The organism is Streptomyces sp. NPDC052682 (assembly GCF_040678435.1).
Taxonomy (GTDB): Bacteria; Actinomycetota; Actinomycetes; order Streptomycetales; family Streptomycetaceae; genus Streptomyces.
The window spans coordinates 20,910-45,073 of the sequence record NZ_JBFATS010000002.1; the positions used below are offsets into that span (position 1 = coordinate 20,910).

28 protein-coding genes are annotated in these 24,164 nt (G+C 72.7%); 9 read left to right on the forward strand and 19 right to left on the reverse strand.

What is annotated here, in order from left to right; genetic code table 11:
- Window positions 1-101: 101 nt before the first annotated feature.
- A complete protein-coding gene (locus tag AB0K80_RS02440; RefSeq protein ID WP_365665009.1) occupies window positions 102-1,100 on the reverse strand; it encodes an inorganic phosphate transporter in 999 nt (332 codons plus the stop codon).
- A gap of 7 nt (window positions 1,101-1,107) precedes the next feature.
- Complete coding sequence (locus AB0K80_RS02445; RefSeq protein ID WP_026252685.1) at window positions 1,108-1,728, reverse strand: DUF47 family protein; 621 nt, start codon at window positions 1,726-1,728, stop codon at window positions 1,108-1,110.
- Window positions 1,729-1,967: 239 nt separating this feature from the next.
- Between AB0K80_RS02445 and AB0K80_RS02450 the strand changes: the two genes are divergently transcribed.
- Window positions 1,968-2,342 carry a metal-sensitive transcriptional regulator gene (locus AB0K80_RS02450; protein ID WP_365665011.1) on the forward strand — a complete coding sequence of 125 codons (375 nt, stop codon included), beginning with the start codon at window positions 1,968-1,970 and terminating at the stop codon, window positions 2,340-2,342.
- Between the two features lie 7 nt (window positions 2,343-2,349).
- On the opposite strand, the gene AB0K80_RS02455 is transcribed toward AB0K80_RS02450, so the two are convergent.
- Together AB0K80_RS02455 and AB0K80_RS02460 are read right to left on the reverse strand one after the other, a co-directional pair.
- A complete protein-coding gene (locus AB0K80_RS02455) occupies window positions 2,350-2,514 on the reverse strand; it encodes a hypothetical protein (protein ID WP_365665864.1) in 165 nt (54 codons plus the stop codon).
- 91 nt (window positions 2,515-2,605) lie between these two features.
- A complete protein-coding gene (locus AB0K80_RS02460) occupies window positions 2,606-3,448 on the reverse strand; it encodes a hypothetical protein (RefSeq protein ID WP_365665012.1) in 843 nt (280 codons plus the stop codon).
- Between the two features lie 141 nt (window positions 3,449-3,589).
- On the opposite strand from AB0K80_RS02460, the gene AB0K80_RS02465 reads away from it, so the two are divergent.
- Window positions 3,590-3,766: a hypothetical protein gene (locus AB0K80_RS02465; protein WP_365665029.1), complete on the forward strand. Its 177-nt coding sequence runs from the start codon at window positions 3,590-3,592 to the stop codon at window positions 3,764-3,766.
- Here AB0K80_RS02465 and AB0K80_RS02470 read toward each other — a convergent pair.
- The 8 genes from AB0K80_RS02470 to AB0K80_RS02505 all read right to left on the reverse strand — a co-directional run bounded on the left by AB0K80_RS02470 (window position 3,763) and on the right by AB0K80_RS02505 (window position 11,354).
- Complete coding sequence (locus tag AB0K80_RS02470; RefSeq protein ID WP_365665031.1) at window positions 3,763-4,215, reverse strand: NUDIX hydrolase; 453 nt, start codon at window positions 4,213-4,215, stop codon at window positions 3,763-3,765. The genes AB0K80_RS02465 and AB0K80_RS02470 overlap by 4 nt on opposite strands.
- Window positions 4,212-5,324, reverse strand: coding sequence for a CHAD domain-containing protein (locus AB0K80_RS02475; RefSeq protein ID WP_365665033.1), 1,113 nt, complete (start codon window positions 5,322-5,324; stop codon window positions 4,212-4,214). The genes AB0K80_RS02470 and AB0K80_RS02475 overlap by 4 nt, the downstream gene beginning before the upstream one ends.
- Entirely contained in the window at window positions 5,305-7,539 is a 2,235-nt protein-coding gene (locus tag AB0K80_RS02480) for an RNA degradosome polyphosphate kinase (RefSeq protein ID WP_365665035.1), read from the reverse strand. The genes AB0K80_RS02475 and AB0K80_RS02480 overlap by 20 nt, the downstream gene beginning before the upstream one ends.
- Before the next feature lie 292 nt (window positions 7,540-7,831).
- Window positions 7,832-8,785, reverse strand: coding sequence for a hypothetical protein (locus AB0K80_RS02485; RefSeq protein WP_365665037.1), 954 nt, complete (start codon window positions 8,783-8,785; stop codon window positions 7,832-7,834).
- A gap of 91 nt (window positions 8,786-8,876) precedes the next feature.
- Window positions 8,877-9,869 carry an ABC transporter permease gene (locus AB0K80_RS02490; protein ID WP_365665039.1) on the reverse strand — a complete coding sequence of 331 codons (993 nt, stop codon included), beginning with the start codon at window positions 9,867-9,869 and terminating at the stop codon, window positions 8,877-8,879.
- Entirely contained in the window at window positions 9,866-10,753 is an 888-nt protein-coding gene (locus AB0K80_RS02495; protein ID WP_365665041.1) for an ABC transporter ATP-binding protein, read from the reverse strand. Before AB0K80_RS02495 ends, AB0K80_RS02490 begins: the two co-directional genes overlap by 4 nt.
- Complete coding sequence (locus AB0K80_RS02500) at window positions 10,750-10,917, reverse strand: hypothetical protein (protein WP_365665043.1); 168 nt, start codon at window positions 10,915-10,917, stop codon at window positions 10,750-10,752. Before AB0K80_RS02500 ends, AB0K80_RS02495 begins: the two co-directional genes overlap by 4 nt.
- Window positions 10,914-11,354, reverse strand: coding sequence for a GntR family transcriptional regulator (locus AB0K80_RS02505; protein ID WP_365665044.1), 441 nt, complete (start codon window positions 11,352-11,354; stop codon window positions 10,914-10,916). The genes AB0K80_RS02500 and AB0K80_RS02505 overlap by 4 nt, the downstream gene beginning before the upstream one ends.
- A 96-nt stretch (window positions 11,355-11,450) precedes the next feature.
- On the opposite strand from AB0K80_RS02505, the gene AB0K80_RS02510 reads away from it, so the two are divergent.
- A complete protein-coding gene (locus tag AB0K80_RS02510; protein ID WP_365665046.1) occupies window positions 11,451-12,383 on the forward strand; it encodes a LysR family transcriptional regulator in 933 nt (310 codons plus the stop codon).
- Window positions 12,384-12,386: 3 nt separating this feature from the next.
- Here the strand turns inward: AB0K80_RS02510 and AB0K80_RS02515 are convergent, their stop codons facing one another.
- The gene (locus AB0K80_RS02515; protein ID WP_365665048.1) at window positions 12,387-13,637 is read right to left on the reverse strand and encodes a GNAT family N-acetyltransferase; all 1,251 of its coding nucleotides are present in this window, start codon (window positions 13,635-13,637) and stop codon (window positions 12,387-12,389) included.
- 154 nt (window positions 13,638-13,791) lie between these two features.
- Between AB0K80_RS02515 and AB0K80_RS02520 the strand changes: the two genes are divergently transcribed.
- Window positions 13,792-14,481 carry a hypothetical protein gene (locus AB0K80_RS02520; RefSeq protein ID WP_365665050.1) on the forward strand — a complete coding sequence of 230 codons (690 nt, stop codon included), beginning with the start codon at window positions 13,792-13,794 and terminating at the stop codon, window positions 14,479-14,481.
- Between the two features lie 88 nt (window positions 14,482-14,569).
- Here the strand turns inward: AB0K80_RS02520 and mshD are convergent, their stop codons facing one another.
- Window positions 14,570-15,496 carry a mycothiol synthase gene (gene mshD, locus AB0K80_RS02525; RefSeq protein WP_365665052.1) on the reverse strand — a complete coding sequence of 309 codons (927 nt, stop codon included), beginning with the start codon at window positions 15,494-15,496 and terminating at the stop codon, window positions 14,570-14,572.
- Window positions 15,497-15,650: 154 nt separating this feature from the next.
- On the opposite strand from mshD, the gene AB0K80_RS02530 reads away from it, so the two are divergent.
- Window positions 15,651-17,471 (forward strand): bifunctional metallophosphatase/5'-nucleotidase, encoded by a 1,821-nt coding sequence (locus AB0K80_RS02530; protein ID WP_365665054.1) that lies wholly within the window; start codon window positions 15,651-15,653, stop codon window positions 17,469-17,471.
- Between the two features lie 59 nt (window positions 17,472-17,530).
- Complete coding sequence (locus AB0K80_RS02535; protein WP_365665056.1) at window positions 17,531-18,679, forward strand: DUF2993 domain-containing protein; 1,149 nt, start codon at window positions 17,531-17,533, stop codon at window positions 18,677-18,679.
- A gap of 39 nt (window positions 18,680-18,718) precedes the next feature.
- Here the strand turns inward: AB0K80_RS02535 and AB0K80_RS02540 are convergent, their stop codons facing one another.
- The 4 genes from AB0K80_RS02540 to AB0K80_RS02555 all read right to left on the reverse strand — a co-directional run bounded on the left by AB0K80_RS02540 (window position 18,719) and on the right by AB0K80_RS02555 (window position 22,298).
- Window positions 18,719-19,474, reverse strand: coding sequence for a carbonic anhydrase (locus AB0K80_RS02540; RefSeq protein ID WP_365665058.1), 756 nt, complete (start codon window positions 19,472-19,474; stop codon window positions 18,719-18,721).
- A gap of 162 nt (window positions 19,475-19,636) precedes the next feature.
- Window positions 19,637-21,697, reverse strand: a complete 2,061-nt coding sequence (locus AB0K80_RS02545; RefSeq protein ID WP_365665060.1) for a pectinesterase family protein — start codon at window positions 21,695-21,697, stop codon at window positions 19,637-19,639.
- An 89-nt stretch (window positions 21,698-21,786) separates the two neighbouring features.
- Complete coding sequence (locus tag AB0K80_RS02550) at window positions 21,787-22,077, reverse strand: hypothetical protein (protein WP_365665062.1); 291 nt, start codon at window positions 22,075-22,077, stop codon at window positions 21,787-21,789.
- Entirely contained in the window at window positions 22,074-22,298 is a 225-nt protein-coding gene (locus AB0K80_RS02555; RefSeq protein WP_365665064.1) for a hypothetical protein, read from the reverse strand. The genes AB0K80_RS02550 and AB0K80_RS02555 overlap by 4 nt, the downstream gene beginning before the upstream one ends.
- Window positions 22,299-22,437: 139 nt before the next feature.
- Here AB0K80_RS02555 and AB0K80_RS02560 point away from each other — a divergent pair, with 139 nt between their 5' ends.
- The 3 genes from AB0K80_RS02560 to AB0K80_RS02570 are packed head-to-tail and all read left to right on the forward strand — an operon-like array spanning window position 22,438 to window position 23,668.
- A complete protein-coding gene (locus AB0K80_RS02560; RefSeq protein ID WP_365665066.1) occupies window positions 22,438-23,262 on the forward strand; it encodes a helix-turn-helix transcriptional regulator in 825 nt (274 codons plus the stop codon).
- Window positions 23,259-23,456, forward strand: a complete 198-nt coding sequence (locus AB0K80_RS02565) for a DUF397 domain-containing protein (RefSeq protein WP_365665068.1) — start codon at window positions 23,259-23,261, stop codon at window positions 23,454-23,456. Before AB0K80_RS02560 ends, AB0K80_RS02565 begins: the two co-directional genes overlap by 4 nt.
- Window positions 23,457-23,470: 14 nt before the next feature.
- On the forward strand, window positions 23,471-23,668 hold the full coding sequence (locus AB0K80_RS02570) for a DUF397 domain-containing protein (protein ID WP_365665069.1): 198 nt from the start codon (window positions 23,471-23,473) through the stop codon (window positions 23,666-23,668).
- On the opposite strand, the gene AB0K80_RS02575 is transcribed toward AB0K80_RS02570, so the two are convergent.
- Window positions 23,658-24,047, reverse strand: a complete 390-nt coding sequence (locus AB0K80_RS02575) for a VOC family protein (RefSeq protein WP_365665071.1) — start codon at window positions 24,045-24,047, stop codon at window positions 23,658-23,660. The two genes, AB0K80_RS02570 and AB0K80_RS02575, sit on opposite strands and share 11 nt — an antisense overlap.
- Between the last annotated feature and the right edge of the window lie 117 nt (window positions 24,048-24,164).

Genomic DNA, 24,164 nt, shown 5'->3' on the forward strand with positions numbered 1-24,164 from the left:
CGCGGTGCTGCATGGCGGTGCCACCGCGAGGACGAGAAGGGCCCGCCCTCCCGGATGTGTTCCGGAGGGCGGGCCCGTCGTCGTGGTCGTGTGCCGGTGGACTACAGGAACGCCAGGTTCACCAGGCCGAAGGCCGCTGCCGCCACCGCCGCCGCTGCCGGCATGGTGATGAACCAGCCCAGGATGATGTTCTTGGCGACGCCCCAGCGCACCGCGTTGACACGCTTGGTCGCGCCGACGCCCATGATCGCCGAGGTGATGACGTGGGTGGTGGAGATCGGCGCCTTGAAGATGAACGCCGTGGTGAACATGATCGACGCGCCCGTCGTCTCCGCGGCGAACCCCTGCGGCGGGTCGAGCTCGATGATCTTGCGGCCGAGCGTGCGCATGATGCGCCAGCCACCGGCGTACGTGCCCAGCGACAGCATCACCGCGCAGGCCACCTTCACCCAGATCGGGATCGGGTCGCCGTAGTCCTCGACGTCGGCGATGACCAGGGCCATCACCACGATGCCCATCGTCTTCTGGGCGTCCTGGAGGCCGTGGCCGAGGGCCATGCCGGCCGCCGAGACGGTCTGGGCGATGCGGAAGCCCCGCTTGGCCTTGTGCGGGTTGGCACGGCGGAAGATCCACATGATGGCCGTCATCACCAGGTAGCCGGCCACCAGGCCCACCACCGGGGAGATGAACATCGGGATGACGATCTTCTCCAGCACGCCGTGCCAGTAGACCGTCGTGCCGCCCGCGAGGGCCGCGCCGACCATGCCGCCGAACAGCGCGTGCGAGGAGGACGAGGGCAGCCCGAAGTACCAGGTGACGAGGTTCCAGGTGATCGCGCCGACGAGGGCCGCGAAGAGGATCCCCATGCCCGTGGAGCCCTCGGGCGTCTGGATCAGGCCCTCACTGACCGTCTTGGCGACACCGGAGCCCAGGAAGGCGCCCGCGAGGTTCATCACCGCGGCCATCGCCAGCGCGGCCCTCGGAGTGAGGGCCCGGGTGGAGACGGACGTGGCGATGGCGTTCGCCGAGTCGTGGAAGCCGTTGGTGTACGTGAAGAAGAGCGCGACCAGGATGGTCACGACCAGCGCGAAGGTGTCCATGGACGGGTCAGGACTCCTTGACCGCGATGGTCTCCACCGTGTTCGCCACGTGCTCGAAGGCGTCGGCCGCCTCCTCGAGCACGTCCACGATCTGCTTGAGCTTGAGGACCTCGATGGCGTCGTACTTGCCGTTGAAGAGGTGGGCCAGGAGCTTGCGGTGGATCTGGTCGGCCTGGTTCTCGAGGCGGTTGACCTCGATCCAGTACTCGGTGAGGTTGTCCATCGTGCGCAGGTGCGGCATGGCCTCGGCCGTCAGCTCGGCCGCGCGGGCCAGGACCTCGATCTGCTGCTCGACGCCCTTGGGCAGTTCCTCGACGTTGTAGAGGACGACCAGGTCGACGGCCTCCTCCATGAAGTCCATGATGTCGTCGAGGGACGACGCGAGGGAGTAGATGTCCTCGCGGTCGAACGGCGTGATGAACGAGGAGTTCAACTGGTGGAAGATCGCGTGCGTGGCGTCGTCACCTGCGTGTTCCGCTGCCCGCATACGCTCTGCGATCTCGGCCCGGGCGGAAGCGTCCGCCCCGAGCAGTTCCATCAGGAGTTTCGAGCCGGTGACGATGTTGTCCGCGGAGGCGGCGAACATGTCGTAGAAGCTCGTCTCCCTGGGGGTCAGACGAAAGCGCACGTGGGGTCCTCGGGGTGCTTCGGTTTCGGACAGGCTGATGCTAGGCGCATCATCCGGCCACGGCTAACGGGCCGCCCCCCAGTGTCGCCCATCAGGCACGGTGATGAGCAGGGGGGCGGGCGACCGAACGGATCCGGCCGCCGCGCACGACCGTGGCCAAGAGGCGTATACCCAGCAAACTTCGGTACCATATACCCAGCAGGGGTATATGTCGGCTCGCTGCACACCAGGAGGACGTGATGACGACCACCGAGGCCGGCGCCGGGGCGCCCTCCGCGGATGTGAGGCAGGCCACCGACGTGACGGATCTCGCAACCGCTCACGACCGCGGTGTGCACGGGTACCACAAGCAGAAGGACGAGCACCTCAAGCGGCTGCGCCGTATCGAGGGCCAGATCCGGGGCCTGCAGCGGATGGTCGACGAGGACGTCTACTGCATCGACATACTCACCCAGGTCTCCGCCTCCACCAAGGCGCTGCAGTCCTTCGCGCTGCAACTGCTGGAGGAGCACCTGCGGCACTGTGTCGCCGACGCGGCCGTCAAGGGCGGCGACGAGATCGAGGCGAAGGTGAAGGAGGCCACCCAGGCGATCGCCCGCATGCTGCGGACGTAGCCGGGGGTCAGTCCTGGTGCGCCCGGGCCTCGGCCACCTTGAGGATCTCGTCGATGCTCTCCAGGCTGAGGCGGTCCTGGGCGGCCGAGGCCGCGATGATCAGGTCTCCGCACAGCTCGATCTCGGCGAGGGCCACGTGGTCCTGAACTGCCGTACCGCCGACCGGAGCCACGCGCATCACCTCATCTCTGCCGTCACCGGCTTCCTAGGGTAGGGAGCGGTCCGCACCCCGCGCATGGCACGGACGGGCTAGTTCCCGACGGTCAGTCCTCGGCGATCCGGCCCGCGTAGATGTCGCCCGCGGCCGGGAGCCGTACGCGCACCGGGGCGCCGAAGTCGTACAGCACCGTCGTCGAGGCGACCGCCACGGGCTTGCCGTGCCGGCCGTTGACGAAGCTGAAGCGGTGCCGGACCTTGCGGAGACGGCCCTGGTCGTCGAGGTAGGCGTCGAACGGGACGTCGGCCGTGGCGAACCCTTTCGCCGCCGCCTCCAGCGGGCCCTTGCCGGCGGCGGAGGCGGCCTGGGCCGCCTGGCCGAGATCCGCCGTGCCCCGGTAGTGCCGCACCTCGGTTCCGGCCACCTCGGTGCGTCCCAGGTAGGTCGCCGTGCGGGTGCCGCGCAGCACCTCGGCGGCCGCGAACGGGTCGGTGGCGCCGCCGGTGACGAGGTTGCCGTCCGAGAGCGTCCCGGTGTCCACCCGCACCCACTTGTCGGCGGGCACCCCGGCCCCCCGGTTCTTCATGAACAGCGCCCCGGGGGCGAGGAGTTCGGTGATGGGCCGGTGCGGGTCGGCGCCCGCCGGGTCCTGCGGCAGCAGCACCTTCAGCTGCCCGAGCCGGCGCCGGTAGTCGTACCCGCCCTCGCCGCGGATGGTCACCCGGGTGCCGCCCGCGGCCATCTCCATGGACGTACGGGCCTTGGAACTGCCGGCGTCCACCAGCCGGTCGGCGGCCCGGCGCAGGAGGGCGACGGAGGCGCCGGTGCGGGCGTCCCCGGCCACCGCGTCGCTGCCGGAGCAGCCGCCGGTGCCCGCGCACACGCAGGCCACGATGCCCGCCGCGACGACCGCCCCGCCCGTCCTGTGCCGCCGTTGCCGCCTGGTCATCGTCTGCCTACCCCCAGCCGCTGCGTTCCGTCCCGGGCGTCCGTGTCGATCCGGTTAACGACGGGTAGGTAGGGCCGTCACGCGGAGCCTCTTGCCGGCCTTTTACCGGGCCGTTCACCTGGGGTGGGTAGCGTTCCGGACGTGACTGAGCAGGAGCGCTTACCGCACGCGGCGGACGCCTTGGACCACCGGACCACCACCATCGAACGAGGCCCCTTCTGCCTGGCCCGCTGCACGTGCGGCTGGAGCGGACCGGCCCGGCGCGCCCGCAGCCTGGCCCGTACGGACGCGGCCGAGCACCTCGCGGGTGCCGCCTAGGTCCTCGCGGGTGCCGCCCAGGTGAGGTGCAGGACGCGCAGGAGCGCGTCGACCAGGTCCCGGTCCCCCGGCCGGGTCAGGCGCGGCCGGGCCGCTTCGGGGGTGAGCCAGCAGATCCGGTCCACCTCGTCGGTGGGCAGGAACGTACCGCCGGTGGCCTCGGCCGCCCAGTACCGCACCTGCTTGGGGCGGCCGTCGGCGAGGTAGTGCAGCGTGGGCAGTTCGGGGCCGGGTACGGCGGTGCAGCCCGTCTCCTCCGCGACCTCGCGCAGCGCGCCGGCGAGCGGCTCCTCGTCGTGCTTGAGCTTGCCCTTGGGCCAGGACCAGTCGTCGTACTTCGGGCGGTGCACCAGGCACAGTTCCAGGGCGCCGTCCACGGGGGAGCGGCGCCACAGGACGCAGCCGGCCGCCCGCACGGGGGTGCCGGGGGTGTCGTCGGGGGAGGTCACCGGGCGCGCACCGCCTCTCCTTCCTTGTGCCGGTCCTTCTGCCAGCAGCGCTGGAACGCGTACCGCGCCGCCTCCACCTCATGCCGCTGGTCGGCGTGGAGCACGCCCAGGGCGTACGCCGTGGCGGGGGCGATGCGGGGCGTACGGGCGGCCTGGGCCGCGGCGGCCGCGGCCTCCGAGGCGTCGCGGTGCCGGTCGAGGGCCTGGCCCGCGGCCAGCAGCCGCAGGTCGACGGGTTCCTCGTCGCCGAGCAGGACCTCACGGGCGTAGCGGTGCAGGCGCAGCAGGAGGCGGACCTGGTGCCAGGGGGCGTCCTGCGGGTGCGGGGCGGGGTCAGGGGAGAGGCCGTGGATCAGTGCCTCGGCGTTGTAGGGGCTGCCCGCGGTGATCAGGGGCAGTGCGGCGACGGCGTCGGCGAGGCGTTCCTCGGCCGCGCCGGCCAGAGGGCGCAGGTCGGTGACGGGGGCCGGGCGGGTCAGGGGGACCTCGCTGGCCAGTAAGGCGACCTTGTCGGCGACGGCGTGGAAGCGTGAGGACCCCAGGGCCTGCAGGGCGCTGGAGTGGGCCCGGGTCCGGGCCAGGGTGAGCTGGCGTTCCAGCAGGGCGCCGGCCTTCGCCGCCCCGACGGTGAGGTTGCCGCGTTCCGCCGTCGCGGTCGGGTGGGCGGGCGGACCGGCGGGGCCGGGCGCCGCCCCGGCGGCCCGGCTGCCCACGGCCGGGGCGCCGGACGACTGCGCCGGGATCGCCCCCGAGCCCGACAGGCGGTGCAGGGCCGTCAGCAGGCGTTCCAGGCGGGAGGCGTAGGCGTGTTCCCTCGCCAGCGTGCCCGACACCCAGGCCAGTTCGGGGCGCAACGATTCGGCCCAGTCGGTGTCCAGCAGGGGCTGGAAGGTGTGCAGGGTGCCGCTGATGCGGCGGGCCGAGCGGCGCAGGGCGCGGGCCGCCTCGACGGACTCCTCGGAGCCGCCCGCGCCCGCACCGGTCTCCCGGTGCAGGCGCAGTGCGCGGAGGAACTCCGTGGCCTGGGCCCGCAGATAGCCCGCGAGGGCCTGAGCGGTCACCGCCCCGGCCGGGGAGTCCGTCGTCGGGTCATGGTGTTGCGTTGCCACGCCGGCGCCTCCGGGCGTCTATGAGCATCTCCTGGATGTTGCGCAGGGGCTGGCCGTCCCCGTCGGTGGCGTGCCGGGTCCAGTCGCCGTCCGGGCCGAGGTGCCAGGAGGCGGTGGCGTCGGACATGCCGGTTTCCAGCAGCCGGTTCAGGGCGGCCCGGTGGGCCGGGTCGGTGACCCGGACCAGGGCCTCTATCCGGCGGTCGAGGTTGCGGTGCATCATGTCCGCGCTGCCGATCCACACCTCCGGTTCACCGCCGTTGCCGAAGGCGAAGACCCGGGAGTGTTCCAGGAAGCGGCCGAGCACGGAGCGGACCCGGATGTTCTCCGACAGGCCCGCCACGCCCGGGCGGATCGCGCAGATGCCGCGCACCCACACGTCGACCGGCACGCCCGCCCGGGACGCGCGGTACAGGGCGTCGATGATCGCTTCGTCGACGATGGAGTTGACCTTGACGCGGACGTAGGCGGGACGTCCGGCACGGTGGTGCTGGACCTCCTTGTCGATCCGCGAGATCAGGCCGTCGCGCAGCGACTTGGGCGCCACCAGCAGGCGGCGGTAGGTCTCGCGGCGCGAGTAGCCGGACAGGCGGTTGAACAGGTCCGACAGGTCCGCGCCGACCTGCGGGTCGGCCGTCAGCAGGCCCAGGTCCTCGTACAGGCGGGCCGTCTTCGGGTGGTAGTTGCCGGTGCCGACGTGGCTGTAGCGGCGCAGCGTGTCGCCCTCCTGGCGGACCACCAGGGACAGCTTGCAGTGCGTCTTCAGCCCGACCAGGCCGTAGACGACGTGGCAGCCGGCCTCCTCCAGCTTGCGCGCCCACTTGATGTTGGCGTGCTCGTCGAAGCGGGCCTTGATCTCGACCAGGACCAGGACCTGCTTGCCGGACTCGGCGGCGTCGATCAGCGCGTCCACTATCGGGGAGTCGCCGGAGGTCCGGTACAGCGTCTGCTTGATGGCCAGCACGTCCGGGTCGGCCGCCGCCTGCTCCAGGAACGCCTGGACGGAGGTGGAGAAGGAGTCGTACGGGTGGTGCAGCAGGACGTCGCGGCTGCGCAGGGCCGCGAAGATGTCCGGCGGGGACGCCGACTCGACCTCGGCGAGGTCGCGGTGGGTGCCGGCGACGAACTTCGGGTACTTCAGCTCCGGCCGGTCCAGGCTGTGGATGCGGAAGAGGCCGGTGAGGTCCAGGGGGCCGGGCAGCGGGTACACCTCGGCCTCGCTGATCTTCAGCTCGCGCACCAGGAGGTCCAGCACCTCGCGGTCGATGGACTCCTCGACCTCCAGGCGCACCGGCGGGCCGAAGCGGCGCCGCATGAGCTCCTTCTCCAGGGCCTGGAGCAGGTTCTCGGCGTCGTCCTCCTCGACCTCGAGGTCCTCGTTGCGGGTGAGGCGGAAGGCGTGGTGCTCCAGGACCTCCATGCCCGGGAACAGCTCCTCCAGGTGGGCGGCGATGACGTCCTCGACGGGGACGAACCGGCCCGGGGAGGCCTCCAGGAACCGCGACAGCAGCGGCGGCACCTTCACGCGCGCGAAGTGCTTGTGCCCGGTGACCGGGTTGCGCACGACGACGGCCAGGTTCAGCGACAGGCCGGAGATGTACGGGAAGGGGTGCGCCGGGTCGACCGCCAGGGGGGTCAGCACCGGGAAGATCTGGTGCCGGAACAGCGTGAACAGGCGGGCCTGCTCCTTCTCCTCCAGCTCGTTCCAGCGGACCAGGCAGATGTTCTCCTCCGCCAGGGCGGGGGCGACGTCCTCGTGGAAGCACGCGGCGTGCCGGGCCATCAGCTCGCGGGAGCGGGCCCAGATCATCTCCAGCACCTCGCGCGGCTGGAGCCCGGAGGCGGAGCGGGTGGCCACGCCGGTGGCGATACGGCGCTTGAGGCCGGCCACCCGGACCATGAAGAACTCGTCCAGGTTGCTCGCGAAGATCGCCAGGAAGTTGGCGCGCTCCAGCAGGGGCGTGTTCGGGTCCTCGGCGAGCTCCAGGACACGTTCGTTGAACGCGAGCCAGCTGCGTTCCCGGTCGAGGAAACGACCCTGCGGCAGTGGCTGCGCCCCGTCGGCCTGGGCCTCCTCGTACGCGTCGAGGTCGGCGTCGATGTCGGGTTCCAGATCGGAGACGGCCGCCGCGACGGTGTGCGGGCGGTGGGCGGCTATGGAGCCCACGGAGGGCTGCGGGTGCTGGACCTGTGCCTGGGTGTTCGGCTGGCTCATGGAACCATTCTTCCGCGTCGCCGGCATCACAGGCGCGTCGGAAAGCGCGGGCCGGAGCGAGGGCGCGGCGGGCGCGTCCCCGTTCCGCCCGGAACCCTCTCGGGGCGTCGAGTGCTCTGGCACGGCGGGAGTCATTGGCCGAGCGTCGCAAGGTCGTCTGAATCGACGGTTACGGAGACATGACGTGTGGGATAGCGGGGGGCGGCCCGCGGGGGTCCCCTCCGGCGCCGGCCGGGGCGGCCGTACGTCCCCTTCCCCCGTGGAGGGACGGGCGGGCCCCGGCCGGGGCGGGTCAGGGGGTGCGGCGGCGCAGCAGGAGGAAGGCACCGGCCGTCGCGGCGGCGGCGACGGCGAGCAGGATGCCGGTCTCCACGTACTGCAGGGGCCAGAAGTGGGACGGCGGGTGGAAGGTCGCGGTGGTCCGGCCGGACCCGTGTCCGAGCGCGTTGTCCCAGGTCACGTCCTCGGAGGTGGTGTCCCAGGACACCTGGAAGGCCGAGCGGGGCAGGTCCGGGTCCCCGGTGCCGGTGCGGGTGACCGGCGGCCAGAGGTCCGCGCGGCAGCGCTCCAGCAGGGTGCACAGGAGCAGCACGGCGGCGCAGGCGGCCGCGGCGGCGGGCAGGGCCCGGCGCCACAGCAGTCCGGCGAGGGCACCGAGAGCGAGGCCGGCCAGGGCGTGGGCGACGGCGGTGGGGCCGGTGCCGACGAACACGTCCGGCTGGTACCAGTCGCCGACCAGGTCCGGGTCGCCGTCCCCGCGGGCCCACACGGTCAGCAGGACCAGCCCGCCGGTGCCGGCGGAGAGCAGGGCGGCCGGCACGGCCAGCTTGGCGGCCAGCCAGCGGGCCGGGGAGACGGACTGGGTCCAGGCCAGCTGGGCCGTGCCCTGCTCCAGTTCCCGGCCGACGAGCGCGGCACCGGCCCAGGCCGCCACGGGGAGGATCACGTACGACAGGGCGGTGGTGACCAGGGCGAGGCCGTTGGCGTACGTGGTGTCGGCGATGATCGCCTCGACCGCCGCGCAGGAGCGCAGCCGGCCGGTGGGTGGTGTGGCACAGGCAGCGACGCCCCGGCGCGCCTCGTCGCCGAGGGAGTGCAGCCAGAGCAGACCGGCCGCGCCGGCGGCCAGGGCCAGGCCCCACAGGGTCAGGGCCGTGCGGTGCAGCCGCAGCACGGCCCGCAGGAGGCCGCGTGCCTCCGGTGTGCGGCGCGGGGCGGGGGCGGCGGTCGCGGCGAGAGCGGTCATGCGGTGGCTCCGAGGGTGGTCATGCGGCGGCTGCGCAGGGTGGTCATGCGGCGGCCGAGGGAAGGCGGCCCTACGACGGCTGCGGGGGCGGTCATACGGCGGCTCCGGTGCGGTGGCGCAGCAGCCGGAACGCCGTGAGGGCCGCCAGCGCGACGACGGTCAGGACGACGGCGGTCTCCATCAGCTGGAGCGGCCAGAAGTGGGAGGCGGGGTGGTGGCGGGCGTAGAAGCCGGCGATGCCGTCGCCGCAGGAGGCCTCGCCGGTGCACCCGGGCAGCGGGACACGGGCACCGCTGGAGGTGAGGGTGCCGCTCTCGACGATGATTCCGTCCGGCTCGGGAAGGTCGTCCCGGGCGGTGACCGTCACCGTCGGCCACAGCCGCGGGCGCAGCGCGTCGAGGGCGTACAGCAGGGCGGCCAGCGCGGCCACGGCGGTGGCCGAGGCGGGCAGGGCGCGGCGCAGCAGCACGCCCGCGAGGGCGCCGACGGCCAGGCCGAGCAGGGCGTAGGCGGTGGCGAGGGTGCCGTTGGCGGCGAAGGTGGGGGTGCCCCACCACGCGCGTGAGCTCATGGCGACGCGCAGCGGGCCGTCCGACGACCACAGCGCGCGGTGCAGCACGGTGAGCAGCAGCGTGCCGGGCACGAGCAGCAGCGCCGGGACGGCGAGCTTGGCGGCCAGCCAGCGGGCCGGGGAGACGGACTGGGTCCAGGCCAGCTGTGCCGTGCCCAGCTCCAGTTCCCGCCCGATGAGCGCGGCGCCCGCCCACGCGGCGGTGAGGAACGGCAGGACGGAGAGCGACCCGGCGCCGAGCGCCACGGCCGTGTCGTAGCGGCCGTAGGCGGGGCCGGTGTAGTCGCAGCCCAGGTCCGGGCTCGGCCGGTCACAGCCCATGGCCCGGTACTCGGCCCAGGCGGCGTCCAGGCCGGGCCCGGCCGCCCACAGCAGCACGCCGGCGGCCAGGGCCACCAGCATCAGCCAGAACCACAGCGCCGAGCGGTGCAGCCGGAGCATCGCCCCGGCCAGGCCGCGCGGCCTCCGCAGGCGCCGTTCGGCGACGGGCGCCGTGGAGGTCAGGGCGGTCATACGGCGGCCTCCCGCGCGGTGTCCAGGCGCAGCGGCGGGGCGTCGGGGGAGCGCAGGTGGGCGAGGACGAGTTCCTCCAGGGACGGGATGCCGGTGCGCAGGGCGGTGCCGAGCGGACCCGCGGGGCGGACCAGGGCGGTCAGCTGGCGGCCGGTGGTGCGCGCCTCGACCACGGTGTGCGGGTCGAGGCTCTCGCCGGCCCGGCCGGTGACCAGGGTGTGCGCGGCGAGCAGGTCGTCCAGCGGGCCGGCGAGGCGGACCCGGCCGGCGCCGAGCAGCAGCAGGAAGTCGCAGGAGTGCTCCAGCTCCGCCACCACGTGCGAGGACATGACAACCGTGGTGCCGTGTTCGGCGGCGTCCGCCAGCAGGGTGCCGGTCAGCTGGTGCCGGGCGAGCGGGTCCACGTCGGCCATCGGCTCGTCCAGCAGGAGCAACTCGGGCCGCTTGCCGAGGGCGAGGGCGAGCGCCACCCGGGTGCGCTGGCCGCCGGAGAGCGTACGGATCTTCGCCGTGGGGTCGAGGTCGCCCTCGGCGACGACCCGCTCGGCGACGGCGGCGTCCCAGCGCCGGGGGTTGAGTTCCCGGCCCAGGCACAGGGTGTCGGCGACCGTGAGGTGCGGGTGCAGGGGCTTGTGCTGGGCGACGTACGCGAGGCGTTCGCGGGCCGCAGCCGGGCTGTGGCCGAGCACGGTGACCGTGCCCTCGGTGGGCCTGAGCAGCCCGGCGGCGAGGGCGAGCAGGGTCGACTTGCCGGCGCCGTTGGGGCCTACGAGGGCGCACACCCGCCCGGCCGGGAGCCGGAAGGAGCAGTCCTGCAGCGCCGGTGTGCGCCGGCGCCGGAAACTCCTGCCCAGTGCGGCCGCCTCGATGGCGGTGTCGGTCATGCCTGGTCCCCCCTGCTGTCGTGGTGCCCGGTGTGTACGCCGGCCTGTCGGTCCGGCACGGCGGTGCGGTGGCTGTCCCGTACGGCGGTGACGTGGCTGTCCCGTGCGGCGGTGAGGTGGCCGTCCCGTACGGCGGTGAGGTGTGTGTCCAGTCCGGCGGTCACTGTGTGTCCGGTGCGGCGGTGACGTGGTTGTCCCGTACGGCCGAGACGTGTGCGTCCGGTACGGCGGTGAAGTGCGCGTCCAGTACGGCGGTGAAGAGGGCGGCCACGTCGTCCCGCTCCAGCCCGGCCGCGCGGGCGCGCAGCGCCCAGTCCTCCAGTTCGGTGCGGAGCGGGGAGTCGGCGGGCGCGGTGCCCAGCGCCTTCCGTACGAAGGTGCCGAGCCCGCGCCGGGCCTCCACCAGGCCCTCGCGCTCCAGTTCGCGGTAGGCCTTCAGGACGGTGTTGGGGTTGATGGCGGTGGCCTCGACGACCTCCCGGGCCGTGGGGAGCTTGTCCCCGGGCCGCAGCAGGCCCAGGCGCAGGGCCTGTTTGGTCTGCTGGACGATCTGGACGTAGGTGGCCACGCCGCTGTGCCGGTCGATGCGGTACTCGACCATCCGGCTCCACCACCCTTTCACTAATTGAGTAGTGAAAGGGTGGTGGAAGGGGTGGGGAAAGTCAAGCGGGACGGGGTCCGGCTAGGGTCCGGTGCCGTGGACCTCAACGCCGTACGCACCTTCGTCGCGGTCGTGGACGCCGGGCAGTTCCAGGCCGCCGCGCTCGACCTGGGCGTCACCCAGCAGGCCGTCTCCAAGCGGGTCGCCGCGCTGGAGAAGGACCTCGGGGTGCGGCTGTTCAGCCGTACGCCGCGCGGCGCGGAGCTCACCTTCGACGGGCAGGCGTTCCTGCCGCACGCCCGGGCCCTGCTGCAGGCCGAGGAGCGGGCGGTCGCCGCCGTGCGGCCCGGCAGCCGTGCGCTGCGCGTCGACATCGTCGGCCGGCGGGTCTCGCTGGCCGGCCTGGTCCGCGACTTCCACCGGGCCCGTCCCGACATCCCCCTGGACGTGGTGACCCTCCCCGACGCGGACACGGCCGTCGCCGCCGTACGGGACGGCACCATCGACGCGACCTTCCGCGCCGTCACCATGCCCGGGCAGCGGATCCCCGACGGCATCGCGATCACCCCGGTCCTCGACGAACTCCTCCACCTGTGCACCGGCCCCGCCCACGCGCTCGCCGGCGCCACCGCCGTGACCCCGGCCCAGCTGGCCGGCCACCGCATCTGGATGCCGGGCAACGTCCCCGGCACGGAGTGGACCGCGTACTACGAGGCGCTGGCCGCCGCCTTCGGGCTGACCATCGAGGCGACCGGGCCCAACTTCGGGGTGGAGGCCCTCCTCGACACGCTCGCGGCCTCCCCGTCCCTGGCGACCTTCCTCGGCCCGCAGACCCCGCTCGTCTGGCCGGCCGGCCACACCGTGCGCCTCGTCCCGCTGCGCGACCCGGCGCCGGTCTACCCGCACTCCCTGCTGTGGCGCACCGACAACACCCATCCGGGGCTCGGCGCGTTGCGCGCCTACCTCGCCTCGGCGCCCGTGCCCCGGCCCGACGGTCCGACGTGGCGGCCGTCCTGGGCCGCCGGGTGACCCTCAGTAGAGCGGGAAGGCCCAGCCGCCCGGGTACCAGGGCTCGCGTGCGCCGCGGAAGGCGGCCGAGGCGGCGGAGAGCGCGCCGTGCCGCAGTTCCTCGACCAGGCCGGCGGCCGCGAGGGAGGTCAATGAGGTGCCGCCGAGGAAGGCGGCGCCGAGTTCCGCCACCGTCAGGCGCAGGTCGGCCGGGGCGGTCGTGGGCGCGCAGACGGCGCGTCCGTCCTGCGCCTGGAGCCGGTGGCGCCCGCTGTTCCACGGGCAGAAGTCGTCGCGCACGTCCAGGACGAGATCCAGGTCCCGGCCGTAACCGCGGCCCGCCAGGGCTCTGCCGAGGTCCACCGGCCGCAGCCACAGCCGGTACAAGGCGGCGTTGACGGCCCGTCGCTCCACCAGCAGGTGCGGCAGGGGCTCGTCCACAGCACCCTCGTAGTCGATCCAGGTCACCAGGTCGACCCCGGCGAGGAAGCGCCACAGCGCCGCGTACGCCTGACGGGAGCACGCCGCCAGCTCCTCCACCTGGAGCACCCCGGCGCTGCCGCCGCGCCCGTCCGGCTCGGACCTGTGCCGGTACAGGGCGTAGCCGGTGGCGCGTCCGTCCCGCTCCTCGTGCACGGCGTACCTGAGGGACGTGGCGCCACCGCGCCGGTGGGGGTAATCGGCCAGCCGGACCGTCCAGTGTGCCGTCTGCCGGTCGGGCCAGCCGGCCGTGACGGTGCGGACCCGGTCGTAGACCTCCTCGAGGAGGGGGCGGGCCCGCTCCGCCTGCCGCAGCCGGACGCCGCCGTCGCCGAAGTCGGTGCCGGGGCGGAACCGCAGGGCCCGCCGGTCGCAGCGCATCCGGTTGCCGACGGTCGCGGGGCCGTATCCGTACCGTCCGTAGATGCCGGCCTCGGAGGGGCGGAGTACGGCGATCGGCTCGCGCCGCTGCTCGTACAGGTCCGTCAACTGGGTGCGCATCATCGCGGTGAGGATGCCGCGGCGGCGGTGCGTGGGGGCCACGCCCACGGAGGCGATCCCCGCGGCGGGCAGGACGCCCCCGGGCACCGTCAGCAGCCGGCTGTAGACGGAGACCCCGGCGACCGGCTCGCCCTCGTCGAACACGGCCAGGGTGCGGGTGAGATCGGTCGCGGCCCGCTGGTCGGCCAGTTCCCGCTCCGACCGGTCCAGGCCGTAGGTGTCGGCGATCATGCGTGCCCAGGGGACGAACTCGTGCTCGGCGACACAGCGCGGCTGGAACTCACTAGCGGTCACCGGACCTGTGTACAACACGGCGTGACCCGTCCGCCGCCGGAACGGGGAACCTTCGCAGACCCTTCTCGTGTGTCCGAGCCGTGCTTCGGCCAGACCGGTCCCGTCGGTGTCAGGAACCGCATTCCGGCGGAGTGAGGCAAGGTGGAATCGCGCGGTGGTCGAACGAGAGGCGGGCGGGCGGGGAATGGGGCAGCAACGGGTCGTAGCCGTCGACGTCGGCTCCGTGCGGACGGGCTCCTTCGCCTGGGCGGCCCTCGACGTGCCGTCGGCGGGATCCGCGCTCGCCGGGTACGGGAGCGACCCGGCGTCGGCCGTCGCAGCGGCCGCCGAGGCACTGGCCGACGGCAGGCGGGCGGTCCTCGCGCTGGAGGCGCCGATGGCCGTGCCCGTGCCACAGGCGTGGGTGGAGCTGGGCAGGGGCCGTGCGGGGGAGGGCAACCGGCCCTGGTCCGCGAGCGCGGGGGCCGGGGCGCTGGGGACCGGGCTCGCCCAGGGGGCCTGGATGCTGGGCGAGCTGGGCCGGGCGGTGCCGGGCCTCACGGCCACGACCCAGGTACGGCGCTGGACGGGCGGTGCCGCCCGGCTGCTGCTCGTGGAGGCCTTCGTGTCGGGGGCAGGCAAGCCCGTGGCCACGGTGCTCGGCCAGCACGCCGCGGACGCCGAGGCGGCGGCCCGGATGGTCGCGGACCGGCTGGGCGGCGAGGACGGGACCGATGTGGAGTGCGCACCGCACCGGGCGTTCAACCTGCTGGCGGCGCAGGCGCTGTGGGCAGGTCTGGACATCCCGGGCGACGAGCTGCGAAGGGACGTCCTCGTGGTGCGGGCCCGGCCGGTACGCACGTGACGGCGGCCCCACACGTCTGCCTCGGCTCCCGCATGACCTCAGGCCTCCCCCTGACAGGACCGCCCCTCAGCAGCTGTATGACAGCCCCTCAGCTCTCCGTCCGGTACATCAGATCCGTCTCGTACGTCCTGAACCCCAGCCGCTCGTACACCGACACCGCCGCCGTGTTGTCGGCGTCGACGTACAGCATCGCCGTGGGCAGCCCCTGGGCCTTGAGGTGTCTGAGGCCGATCGTCGTCAGGGCCTTGCCGAGGCCGGTGCCCTGGGCCTCGGGGGACACGCCCAGGACGTAGACCTCGCCGAGGCGTTCGGCCGCGTGGACCTTCGTCCAGTGGAACCCGGCCAGGCGCTCCCCGCGGAAGGCGAGGAAGAAGCCCGCCGGGTCGAACCACGGCTCGGCCTTGCGGTCGTCCAGGTCGCGCTGGGTGAGGGAGCCCTGCTCGGGGTGGTGGGCGAACGCGGCGGCGTTCACGGCGAGCCAGGCGGCGTCGTCCTGGCCGGGCACGAAGGTGCGGACGGTGACGTCCGGCGGCAGCACCGGCTCGGGCGCGTCGAAGTCCGTCAACGGGCGGCGCATCTGGCGCAGTTCCCGGAACAGGGTCAGGCCGAGGACCTGGGCGAGGTGCCGGGCGGCCGCGTGGCCGCCGTGCGCCCAGACCCGCAGCCGCTTGCCGGAGGCGGCGAGCAGGGCCGCGCCGAGCGCCCGGCCGTGCCCCTGCCCGCGGTGCGCGGGGTGGACGACCAGCTCCGCGGCCGGCGGCTCCACCGGGTCGGTGTCCTCCAGCTGGGCGTAGCCGACGAGTTCGTCGCCGGCGGTCAGGAGCAGGTGGGACACGCCCGGCCGCTCTCCGCCGCGCAGTTGCAGGCGGCCCTGTTCGGACACCGCCTGCCGGCCGTCGTGCCGGGCGGACTCGGCGAGCAGGGCGAGGACCGCGTCGACCTGCTCCGGGCTGAGCGCGGAGTACGTCCGAAGCGAGCGGGGGCGGCCGGGGTGTGCGGTGTCGTCGCTGGTCATGCGTACGAGGGTACGGGCCCGGGCCCGCAAAGCGGCGGCAAAGAAGCAACCAGGATGTAACCACGAAAGCTCTGTTGCGCTACGCGCGTTGACCCTAGGCTGCGCCCGGACCCTCCGCTGCTTCGGCGGACTCACCAGACCCACAGGGGGGCGTATGCCAGCCACTTCCCCGGCGTCCACGGCACACCAGGAGCGCCGCAGACGCCGTACGAACCGTCTCCTCGCCCTCGCGGCCGGGGCCGTCACCGCCGGTGCCCTGGCCGCGGCCGCGCTGCCCGGGGCGGCGAGCGCGGGCGAGAGCACGCACCACGGCTTCCCGGGCCGCTACCAGGACGTGCAGCTGCTGTCGTTCAACGACCTGCACGGCAACCTGGAGCCGCCGTCCGGTTCCTCCGGCCGGGTCACCAAGGTGCGTGAGGACGGCACCACCGAGCAGATCACCGCGGGCGGCATCGAGTACCTGGCCACCCACCTGCGCCAGGCGCGGGAGGGCAAGAAGTACTCCATCACCGCGGCCGGCGGCGACATGGTCGGCGCCTCCCCGCTCATCTCGGGCCTGTTCCACGACGAGCCGACCATCGAGGCGCTGAACAAGCTCGACCTGGACGTCACCAGCGTCGGCAACCACGAGTTCGACGAGGGCGCGCGCGAGCTGGCCCGCCTGCAGAACGGCGGCTGCCACCCGAAGGACGGCTGCTACACGGACGAGGAGTTCACCGGCGCCGACTTCCCCTACCTCGCCGCCAACGTCCTGGACGAGAAGACGAACAAGCCCATCCTCAAGCCCTACTGGGTGTGGAAGAAGAAGGACGTCAAGGTCGGCTTCATCGGCGTGACCCTGGAGGACACGCCGGGCATCGTCTCCGCGGACGGCGTCAAGGGCCTGAAGTTCAAGGACGAGGTCGAGACGATCAACAAGTACGCGCGCGTGCTCCAGGCGCAGGGCGTGAACTCGATCGTCGCGCTCATCCACGAGGGCGGCTTCCCGGCCTCCCCGGCGTACAACTACGACTGCGACTCCCCGGGCGCGGGCGCGGGCATCTCCGGCCCGATCGTCGACATCGCCAAGAACATCACGCCGCAGGTCGACGCGCTGGTCACCGGCCACACCCACAACGCGTACGTGTGCACGATCCCCGACCCGGCGGGCAAGCCCCGCATGGTCACCTCGGCCGCGTCCTTCGGCCGCCTCTACACGGACACCACGCTGACGTACGACCGGTGGACGGGTGACATCGCCCGTACGGCGGTGAAGTCGGCCAACCGTGTGGTCACCCGGGACGTCCCCAAGGCGACCGACATGACCGAGCTGATCGCCAAGTGGAACACCCTGGCCGCGCCCATCGGCAACCGGCCCATCGGCTACATCTCCGCCGACATCGGCAACACCGGTACGGAGTCGCCGCTCGGCGACCTCATCGCCGACGCCCAGCTCGCCTACGGCAAGGAGCTGGACCCTGACACCGACCTGGCGCTGATGAACCCCGGCGGCATCCGCGCGCCGCTGACGTACGCGGCCAAGGCCGGTGAGGGCGACGGCGTGGTGACGTACGCGGAGGGCTTCACGGTCCAGCCGTTCGCCAACACCGTGAACCTGCAGACCTTCACGGGCGCCCAGCTGATCCAGGTGCTCAAGGAGCAGGTGAGCGGCTCGAACGCGGCGGCGCCGAAGATCCTCCAGGTCTCGTCGGGCCTGACGTACACGCTGGACCTGACGAAGACGGGCGCGGACCGGGTCGTCACCGACTCGATCCGGCTGAACGGCGCCCCGATCGACCCGGCGGCCACCTACCGCGTCGCGACCAACAGCTTCCTCGCGGGCGGCGGCGACGGCTTCCCGACGCTGGGGCAGGGCACGGGCGACCTCGTCGGCGCGGACGACCTGGCGGCGCTGGAGAAGTACCTGCTGGCCAACTCCTCGCCCACGAACCCGATCGCGCCGCCGAAGGCGGACCGGATCACGGTCGTGAACTAGGTCGCACTCCCCGGGGGCGAAGTTGCGGGCGGGGGCGGTACGCGTGTTCGGATAGGGCGATGCGTACCACCCCCCACCCCACCGTGACGCATCCCGCCCCCCACCCCCGTCCGGCACCTGCGGACCGGCCCGGGGCCCCGCCCCGCCACCGCCGCGGCGGCCCCCGCCGGCGTCGGCGGGCCCGCCGGGCGGGGGTGCCGCGCCGGGTGAAGGCGGCCGTGGGCCTGACGGTCCTGGCCGCCTTCCTCACGCTCGCCGACCGCTGGGCGGTGCTGTACGCCGAGCACCGGGCCGCGCAGGCCGTCGAAGACCAGCTGCACCTGGCCGCCGCACCCGAGGTGGACATCGGCGGCTTCCCCTTCCTCACCCAACTCGCCGGCCGGCGCCTTGAGTCGGTGCGGATCACCGTCCCGCATGTGGCGGCCGACCGGGTGACGCTGGCCAGGGTCACGGCGACGGCCCACGACCTGCGGCTGGACACCGACGGCCTGACCGCGCTGCGCGGCGCCCACGCGCCCCGGCTCGACGGCGAGGTCCTGCTGTCCTTCGCGGACCTCGACCGTGAACTGGGCGCGTCCCAGGTGACGTTCACCGGCCACGGCCGCGACCGGGTCCTGGCCCGCGGCACCCTCCCGGTCGCCGGGCACGACCTGCGGCTGCGTGCCGAGGCCCGCGTCCGGCGGCAGGGCGAGCGAGGCATCGCCACCGAGATCGGCGGCATGCGCCTGGACATCGGCGACCTGGCGACCTACCGCCCGGGCACCCGGCCCTCCGAGGGCCTGCACCTGACGCCCGAGGGCGCGGCCCGGCTCGCCGGGCAGACCCGCAAGGCCAAGGCCCTGCTGTCCGTCCCCGCGATCGCCCACCGCATGGGCGTGCCCGGCCCGGCCCTGCGCCGGGCCGTGAGCGACGACGGCAGGCTCGCCGACCTGACCGGCTCCCCGCACTTCGCCCGGCAGGCCGTACGCCTGAACCTCATCGACCTCGCCCTGGACCACCCGGAGGTCCTGCGCCGCCTCGGCCTCGACCCCGTCCTCCTCGACGCCCTCGCGCGCCTGACCCGTCCGGTGCTGGCGGACCGGCTCTCCCTCGCCTTCGACCTGCCCGAGCCGCGGCAGGGGGAGGTGCGGTTGCGGGACGTGCGGGTGGAGCGGGACGGCATACGCGTACGGCTGACGGGGACGGGGCTGGCGGTGGGGGGCCGGTGACCGGTGCCGGAGGCGCCCCGGCACCCCCGGGCGAGGCCGTCAGGTGAGGCGGTGGACCCGCTGGGTGGTCAGTTCGTAGCGGGCGCCGACGACGGCCAGGTCGCCGGTGGCCACCTTCGCGGCCAGGTCGGGTTCCCCCGCCAGGCGCGAGCGGACGGCCCGTACGTTGGCGTCGATGGTCGCGTCGACGCGGGCGTCGCCCTCCTTGGTGCGGTCGATGTTCGGGGCGATCTGGTCGGCTATGTACTGGATGTGCGCCGGCAGGTGCCCGCCGTTCTGATCCGCCTGGACGGCGGCCTTCACCGCCCCGCACGACTGGTGCCCGAGCACCAGCACCAGGGGGATGTCCAGTTCGAGCACCCCGTAGGCGACGCTGCCGAGGACGGCCTCGTCGAGGACCTCGCCGGCGGAGCGTACGGTCATCAGGTCGCCGAGCCCCTGGTCGAAGACCAGCTCCGGAGGCACGCGGGAGTCGATGCAGCCGAGGACCAGCGCGAAGGGGTGCTGCCCGGACGTCAGGCTCTGGCGCACGTCCGGGGTCTCGTCGGGGTGCTGCTCCCGGAAGGTGCGCCAGCGCCGGTTGCCCACGGCCAGCTCCCTCAGCGCCTCTTCGGGGGTGCTCGGCCGAGGACGCCTGCGGGCGGCGGCGGAGGCGGGGGTCGCGCCGAGGGCGACGCCGGTACCCAGGACGGCGGCTCCGGTGAGCCCGGTGCGCAGGAGTGCGCGGCGGGCGGGAGAGGTGCGCGCGGGGGCGGGGGTGGCCGGCTCGTGGCCGGCACGTCTGTCGAAGTTCACGCAGGGGAACGTATGACCGAGCGCCCGGCCAGGTGTTCACGTTACGGAATCATGGCCGGGCGCGGGGAACTCATGGGCGGCGCTTGGGCTGTTCTTGGTGCGGAACGCCGCCTTCCGCGGCGTTCGCCGCCGTACGGCGCCTCAAGTCAGGCGAAACACCCTTCAGTTGGCGCTGGGCGTCCAGCCCGCCAGCCAGTCCGCGACCTCCTGGTTCGCGGCCTGGGCGTCGGTCAGGTGGGGGCGGTCGCCGCTCGCCGCGCCGGCGCCGGGGCCGGTGTTCCTGTACTCGGCGAAGCGGTCGTCCTTCCAGGAGAAGCCGCTCATGTCGGTCCAGGGCGCGGTCCTGATGGCCGCGCTGAGCGTGGTGTTGCGGACCGTGGTCTGCGGGTCGAGCGAGGCGTCGCCGCCGGCGTGCCAGGGGCGGCCGAGGTAGAAGCTGCGGTCGGCGACGTCCCCGTTGACCGTCGAGTTGGCGATCAGGATGCCCTTGCGGCCCGCGGCCGTGCTGGGGGCGGTGACATAGCCGGCCGAGGTGCCGTTCCAGCGCTTCTTCAGCGTGATGACGGACTTGTCGAGCACGGCGGTGGCCCGGCCGAAGATGAAGTCGACGTTCCCGACGACGTAGGAGTTGGCGACGTAGACCCGGCCGAGCTTGTCCTTCGACGCGGTGTCCAGCAGCAGGGTGTCCTGGTCGCCGGTGACGATGATCCCGTCCAGGAACACCTTGTCGGCGGCGGTGCGCAGGGCGACGGCCTGCTGGGCGATGTCCTGGTGGGCGGCCTCGTCGAAGTCGTTGGAGATGGTCAGGTTGCGCGCCTGGAAGTCGTCGGCCTCGACGGCGACGGTGGCGCTGCCGCCGGTGCCGTACGTGCCGCCGCCGGGCTTGGGCGTGCCGGAGGCGTTGTTGTAGACGATCACCGTGTCCTTGCGGCTGCCGCCGGTGCCCTGGATGGTGACGTGCGGCTTGTTGGAGGGCACCTTCACCGTCTCCCGGTACGTCCCCGGCTTGACGTTGATGACGACCCGTGAGGGGTTGCCGGCCGGTACGGCGTTCACCGCGGCCTGCACGGTCGTGTACTGGCCGCTGCCGTCCTTGGCGACGGTCAGGGTCGTGGCCGCTGCCGCTTTGGCGGTGGCCGCCGTCGTACCGATGGAACCACGTGGCCCGGCACTCGACTTGAGCAGTGCCGGCACGTCGGCTGCCTTGTCCAGCGTGTACGAGTAGTACGTCTTCGGGTCGAAGGCCGTCCCGCCGCTCTCGTTGCGCCCACTCGTGCCGGAGAAGAGGTTCCCGCGCTGGACGATCGTCGCGGTGCCGTCCTTGATGACGGGGTTCTTCATGCCCTGGAAGAAGGAGTTCTCCAGGACCATCTTCGTCGCGCCGCGCGCGTAGTTGCCGTACGACGAGGTGATGCCGGTGCCGGGGGCGTCCTCGAGGAAGTTGTTGTACAGGTGCGCGTGGGCGGCGTTGTCGGTGGACGGGTTGCGCTGCTCGGTCTCGCGGATCCAGTTGTGGTGGACCGTGATGTCGGTGACGACGTTGTCGGTCCAGCCGATGCCGAAGGCCTTGTTGTCCTGGCTGAGCTTGTTCCAGGAGACGGTCACGTACGTGCTGTCCTTGCGGACGTCGATCAGCCCGTCGGCCATGTGCCGCAGGTCGTTGTGGTCGATCCACACATGGTGCGCGCCGTCCATCTGGATGGCGTCGAAGTCGTGGTCCTTGTCGTTCCAGACGCCCTGGTACGTGTCCCGGATGGTCAGGTTCCGGATGATCACGTTGTGGACGCCGGGCCCGAGGAAGAAACCACCGCCGACGATCTGCCCGGACGTCCCGGCGCCGATGATGGTCTTGTCCGACCGGACCTTGATCTCCTTGCCGACCGGGTTCATGGTGATCGTCCCGGCGACGACGATGACGTACGGCTCGGCGGCGGTGGCGTACTTCTCCAGCTCGGCCTGCGTCTTCACGGTCACGATCTGCCCGCCCCGGCCGCCGTACGTCCCGTGCTGCCCGAGGGCGTCGACGGAGGCGAACCCGTCGGCGGTGGCGGTCGCCCAGGCCGGGACGGCGGCGGTGGCGGCGGAGGCCTTCTGCTGGGTGTCGAGGACGCCGAGGTCCGCTCCGTAGACCAGCGTGCCGGCGGCGGTCAGGGCCAGCGGGACCCCGACCGCCAGGGCGGTCCTGCTTCTGCGGTGCCGGGCCTTGCTGCGCAGCTCACTCATGCGGCGAATCCGTTCTTTGCGGGGGGATTTGGTCCTGCTCGGTGGACCAGTCGCCACCCCGCACGGAAAGGTTGCCGCCCTGCCCCCGGCTACTGCCGGGTGCCGGTCACCGTCTCCGCGTCGAGGCGCGCCCCCCGGCTGACCGCGACCCGCAGGACGTCCTCCAGGGACTCGGCGGCCCGGGTGAGCGCGAACCGCACGGCCCGCTCACCGGCCTTGGCGTCGGCGAGGACGGCTCTGGAGCCCTCCAGTACCTGTGCGGCGGAGCGCAGGTGGGCGGCCTCGATGTCGTCGGCGAGCCGGGAGAGCAGGCTGCGGGGGTTGTCGGTGCTGAGGTAGCAGGGCTTGCCGTCGGGGCTCGTCCAGGGCAGCAGCCTCACGCGGACACCTCCATCGCCTCGGCGGCCGGCAGGTACGGACGCACGAGCGGGGTGTCGAACCAGACGGGCTCGACGGCCGGGGGCGGGGAGTGCGGGGGCCTCGGCGGTGGTGGGGGCGCGGTGGCCCGATGGCGCCCCTCGGCGGGCAGCAGAAGCCGCACGAGCACGAGCAGGACCGTCTCACAGAGCCAGGCGAGACGCAGTCGGAGACGCAGAGGCATGGCGGTGCCCTTTCGGAGGCGCGGCGGGGGTGGGGTGACGAGCGGTGATTACCGTTCGTGCCCCGATCGTCACTCATCGCCCGTACGCTGCGGAAGAGGTTCGGTGTTGTCTGGCGTGCAGGCAACGGGGAGGGGTGACGTGGGCGAGAGGGTTGACGCTCAGCCGGTTTCCGGGCGGGCGATGCTCGGGCAGACGCTCAGGGTCCTGCGGGAGAAGGCAGGCAAGTCACTGGGGCAACTGGCCGACGAGACCGGCTACGAGAAGAGCTATCTGAGCCGCCTGGAGTCGGGCGAGCGGCTGTCCAAGGTGACGGTCATGGAGGACCTGGACGGCTACTACGGCACCGGTGACCTGCTGTTGAGCCACTGGAAGGCGGCTCGGCTGGATGCGTTCAAGGACCAGTACAGGGAGTTCATGGCGCTGGAGGCGACCGCACGGATCATGTGGAAGTTCTCGCCGGGCATTCCAGGACTTCTGCAGACCGAAGACTTCGCTCGGGGGGTGTTGTCTGGGGCGCAGACAACGGCTCAGGGCGAGGAGGCCGTCGAGGAGCAAGTGGCGGCACGGCTCGGACGTCAGCACCTGCTGAGGCAGAAGCCAGAGCCCGAGGTGCGGATCATCATGGACGAGTTCGCGCTCCGCCGCCCGGCTGCCCAGGGCAAGACCTGGCAGGACCAACTTCTGCATCTTGAGACCGCCGCGCTGTGGCCCAACATGGCGCTGCAGGTACTGCCGTTCTCGGCGGGGGCGCACCACCATATGAACGGATCGCTGACGCTGCTCTGGCAGCGGGACGGAAGCGGCGTCGCCTACACGGAAGGCAACAGCACCGGTCGACTGATCGAGGATCCGGACGAGGTTCTTCGGGAGCGATCGTCCTACGATCGGCTCCGCGACCTGGCGCTGTCCCCGTCGGACTCGCTCGCGTTCATCAGGGGCGTACTGGAGGAGTGCACATCATGACGAACACCCCCGACCTCACCGCCGCCGTGTGGCGCAAGTCGAGCTACAGCGACGGGGGAGACAACAACTGCGTCGAGGTCGCCGACAACTGCCCCGGCACAGTCCCGGTCCGTGACAGCAAGCTCACGGCCGGCCCGGTGCTGGTGTTCGGGGCGGACTCGTGGGCGTCGTTCCTGGCGAGCGTGAAGAGCTGACGGAGGCGCAGTGCATGAACCGAGCCCCTGACCTCAGCACCGCCGTGTGGCGCAAGTCGAGTTACAGCGAGGGGGGAGCCAACGACTGCCTCGAGGTCGCCGACAACTGCCCCGGCACAGTCCCGGTCCGTGACAGCAAGCTCGCGGCCGGCCCGGTGCTGGTGTTCGGGGCGGACTCGTGGGCGTCGTTCCTCGCGGGCATCAAGAGCTGACACTCATGGCGGCCCGGTCGGACTCGCTGCGCAGAACGCAGAACTCGTTGCCTTCGGGATCGGCGAGGACCGCCCAGCCAGAGCCATCGGGATTCCGGAGGTCGGCGACAAGAGTCGCGCCGAGGCCCAGCAGCCGCTCCACCTCCTGCTCACGCGAGGTCTCCGGGCGCAGGCACAGATGGACGCGGTTCTTGACCGTCTTGGGTTCGGGCACCTGGTTGAAGTACAGCACCGGACCCTCCGCCAGCATGACCTGCACCTCCGGATCACCCGGTCTGTCGTCCGGATGCAGGGGACTGCCGGTCACCCTGCTCCAGAACCGGGCCAGCTCGTAGGCATCCGCACAGTCGATCGCCACGTTCTGCAGTACCGAGACCATGCGCGCGAGCCTGCCCGATGTCCACGCCAGACGCCAGCGGATACGCTCGCGCGCCGCGCACGGCTCGACAAGCGGAGATCATGACCAACACCCCGAACTTCCTTGGGGCGTCAAGGA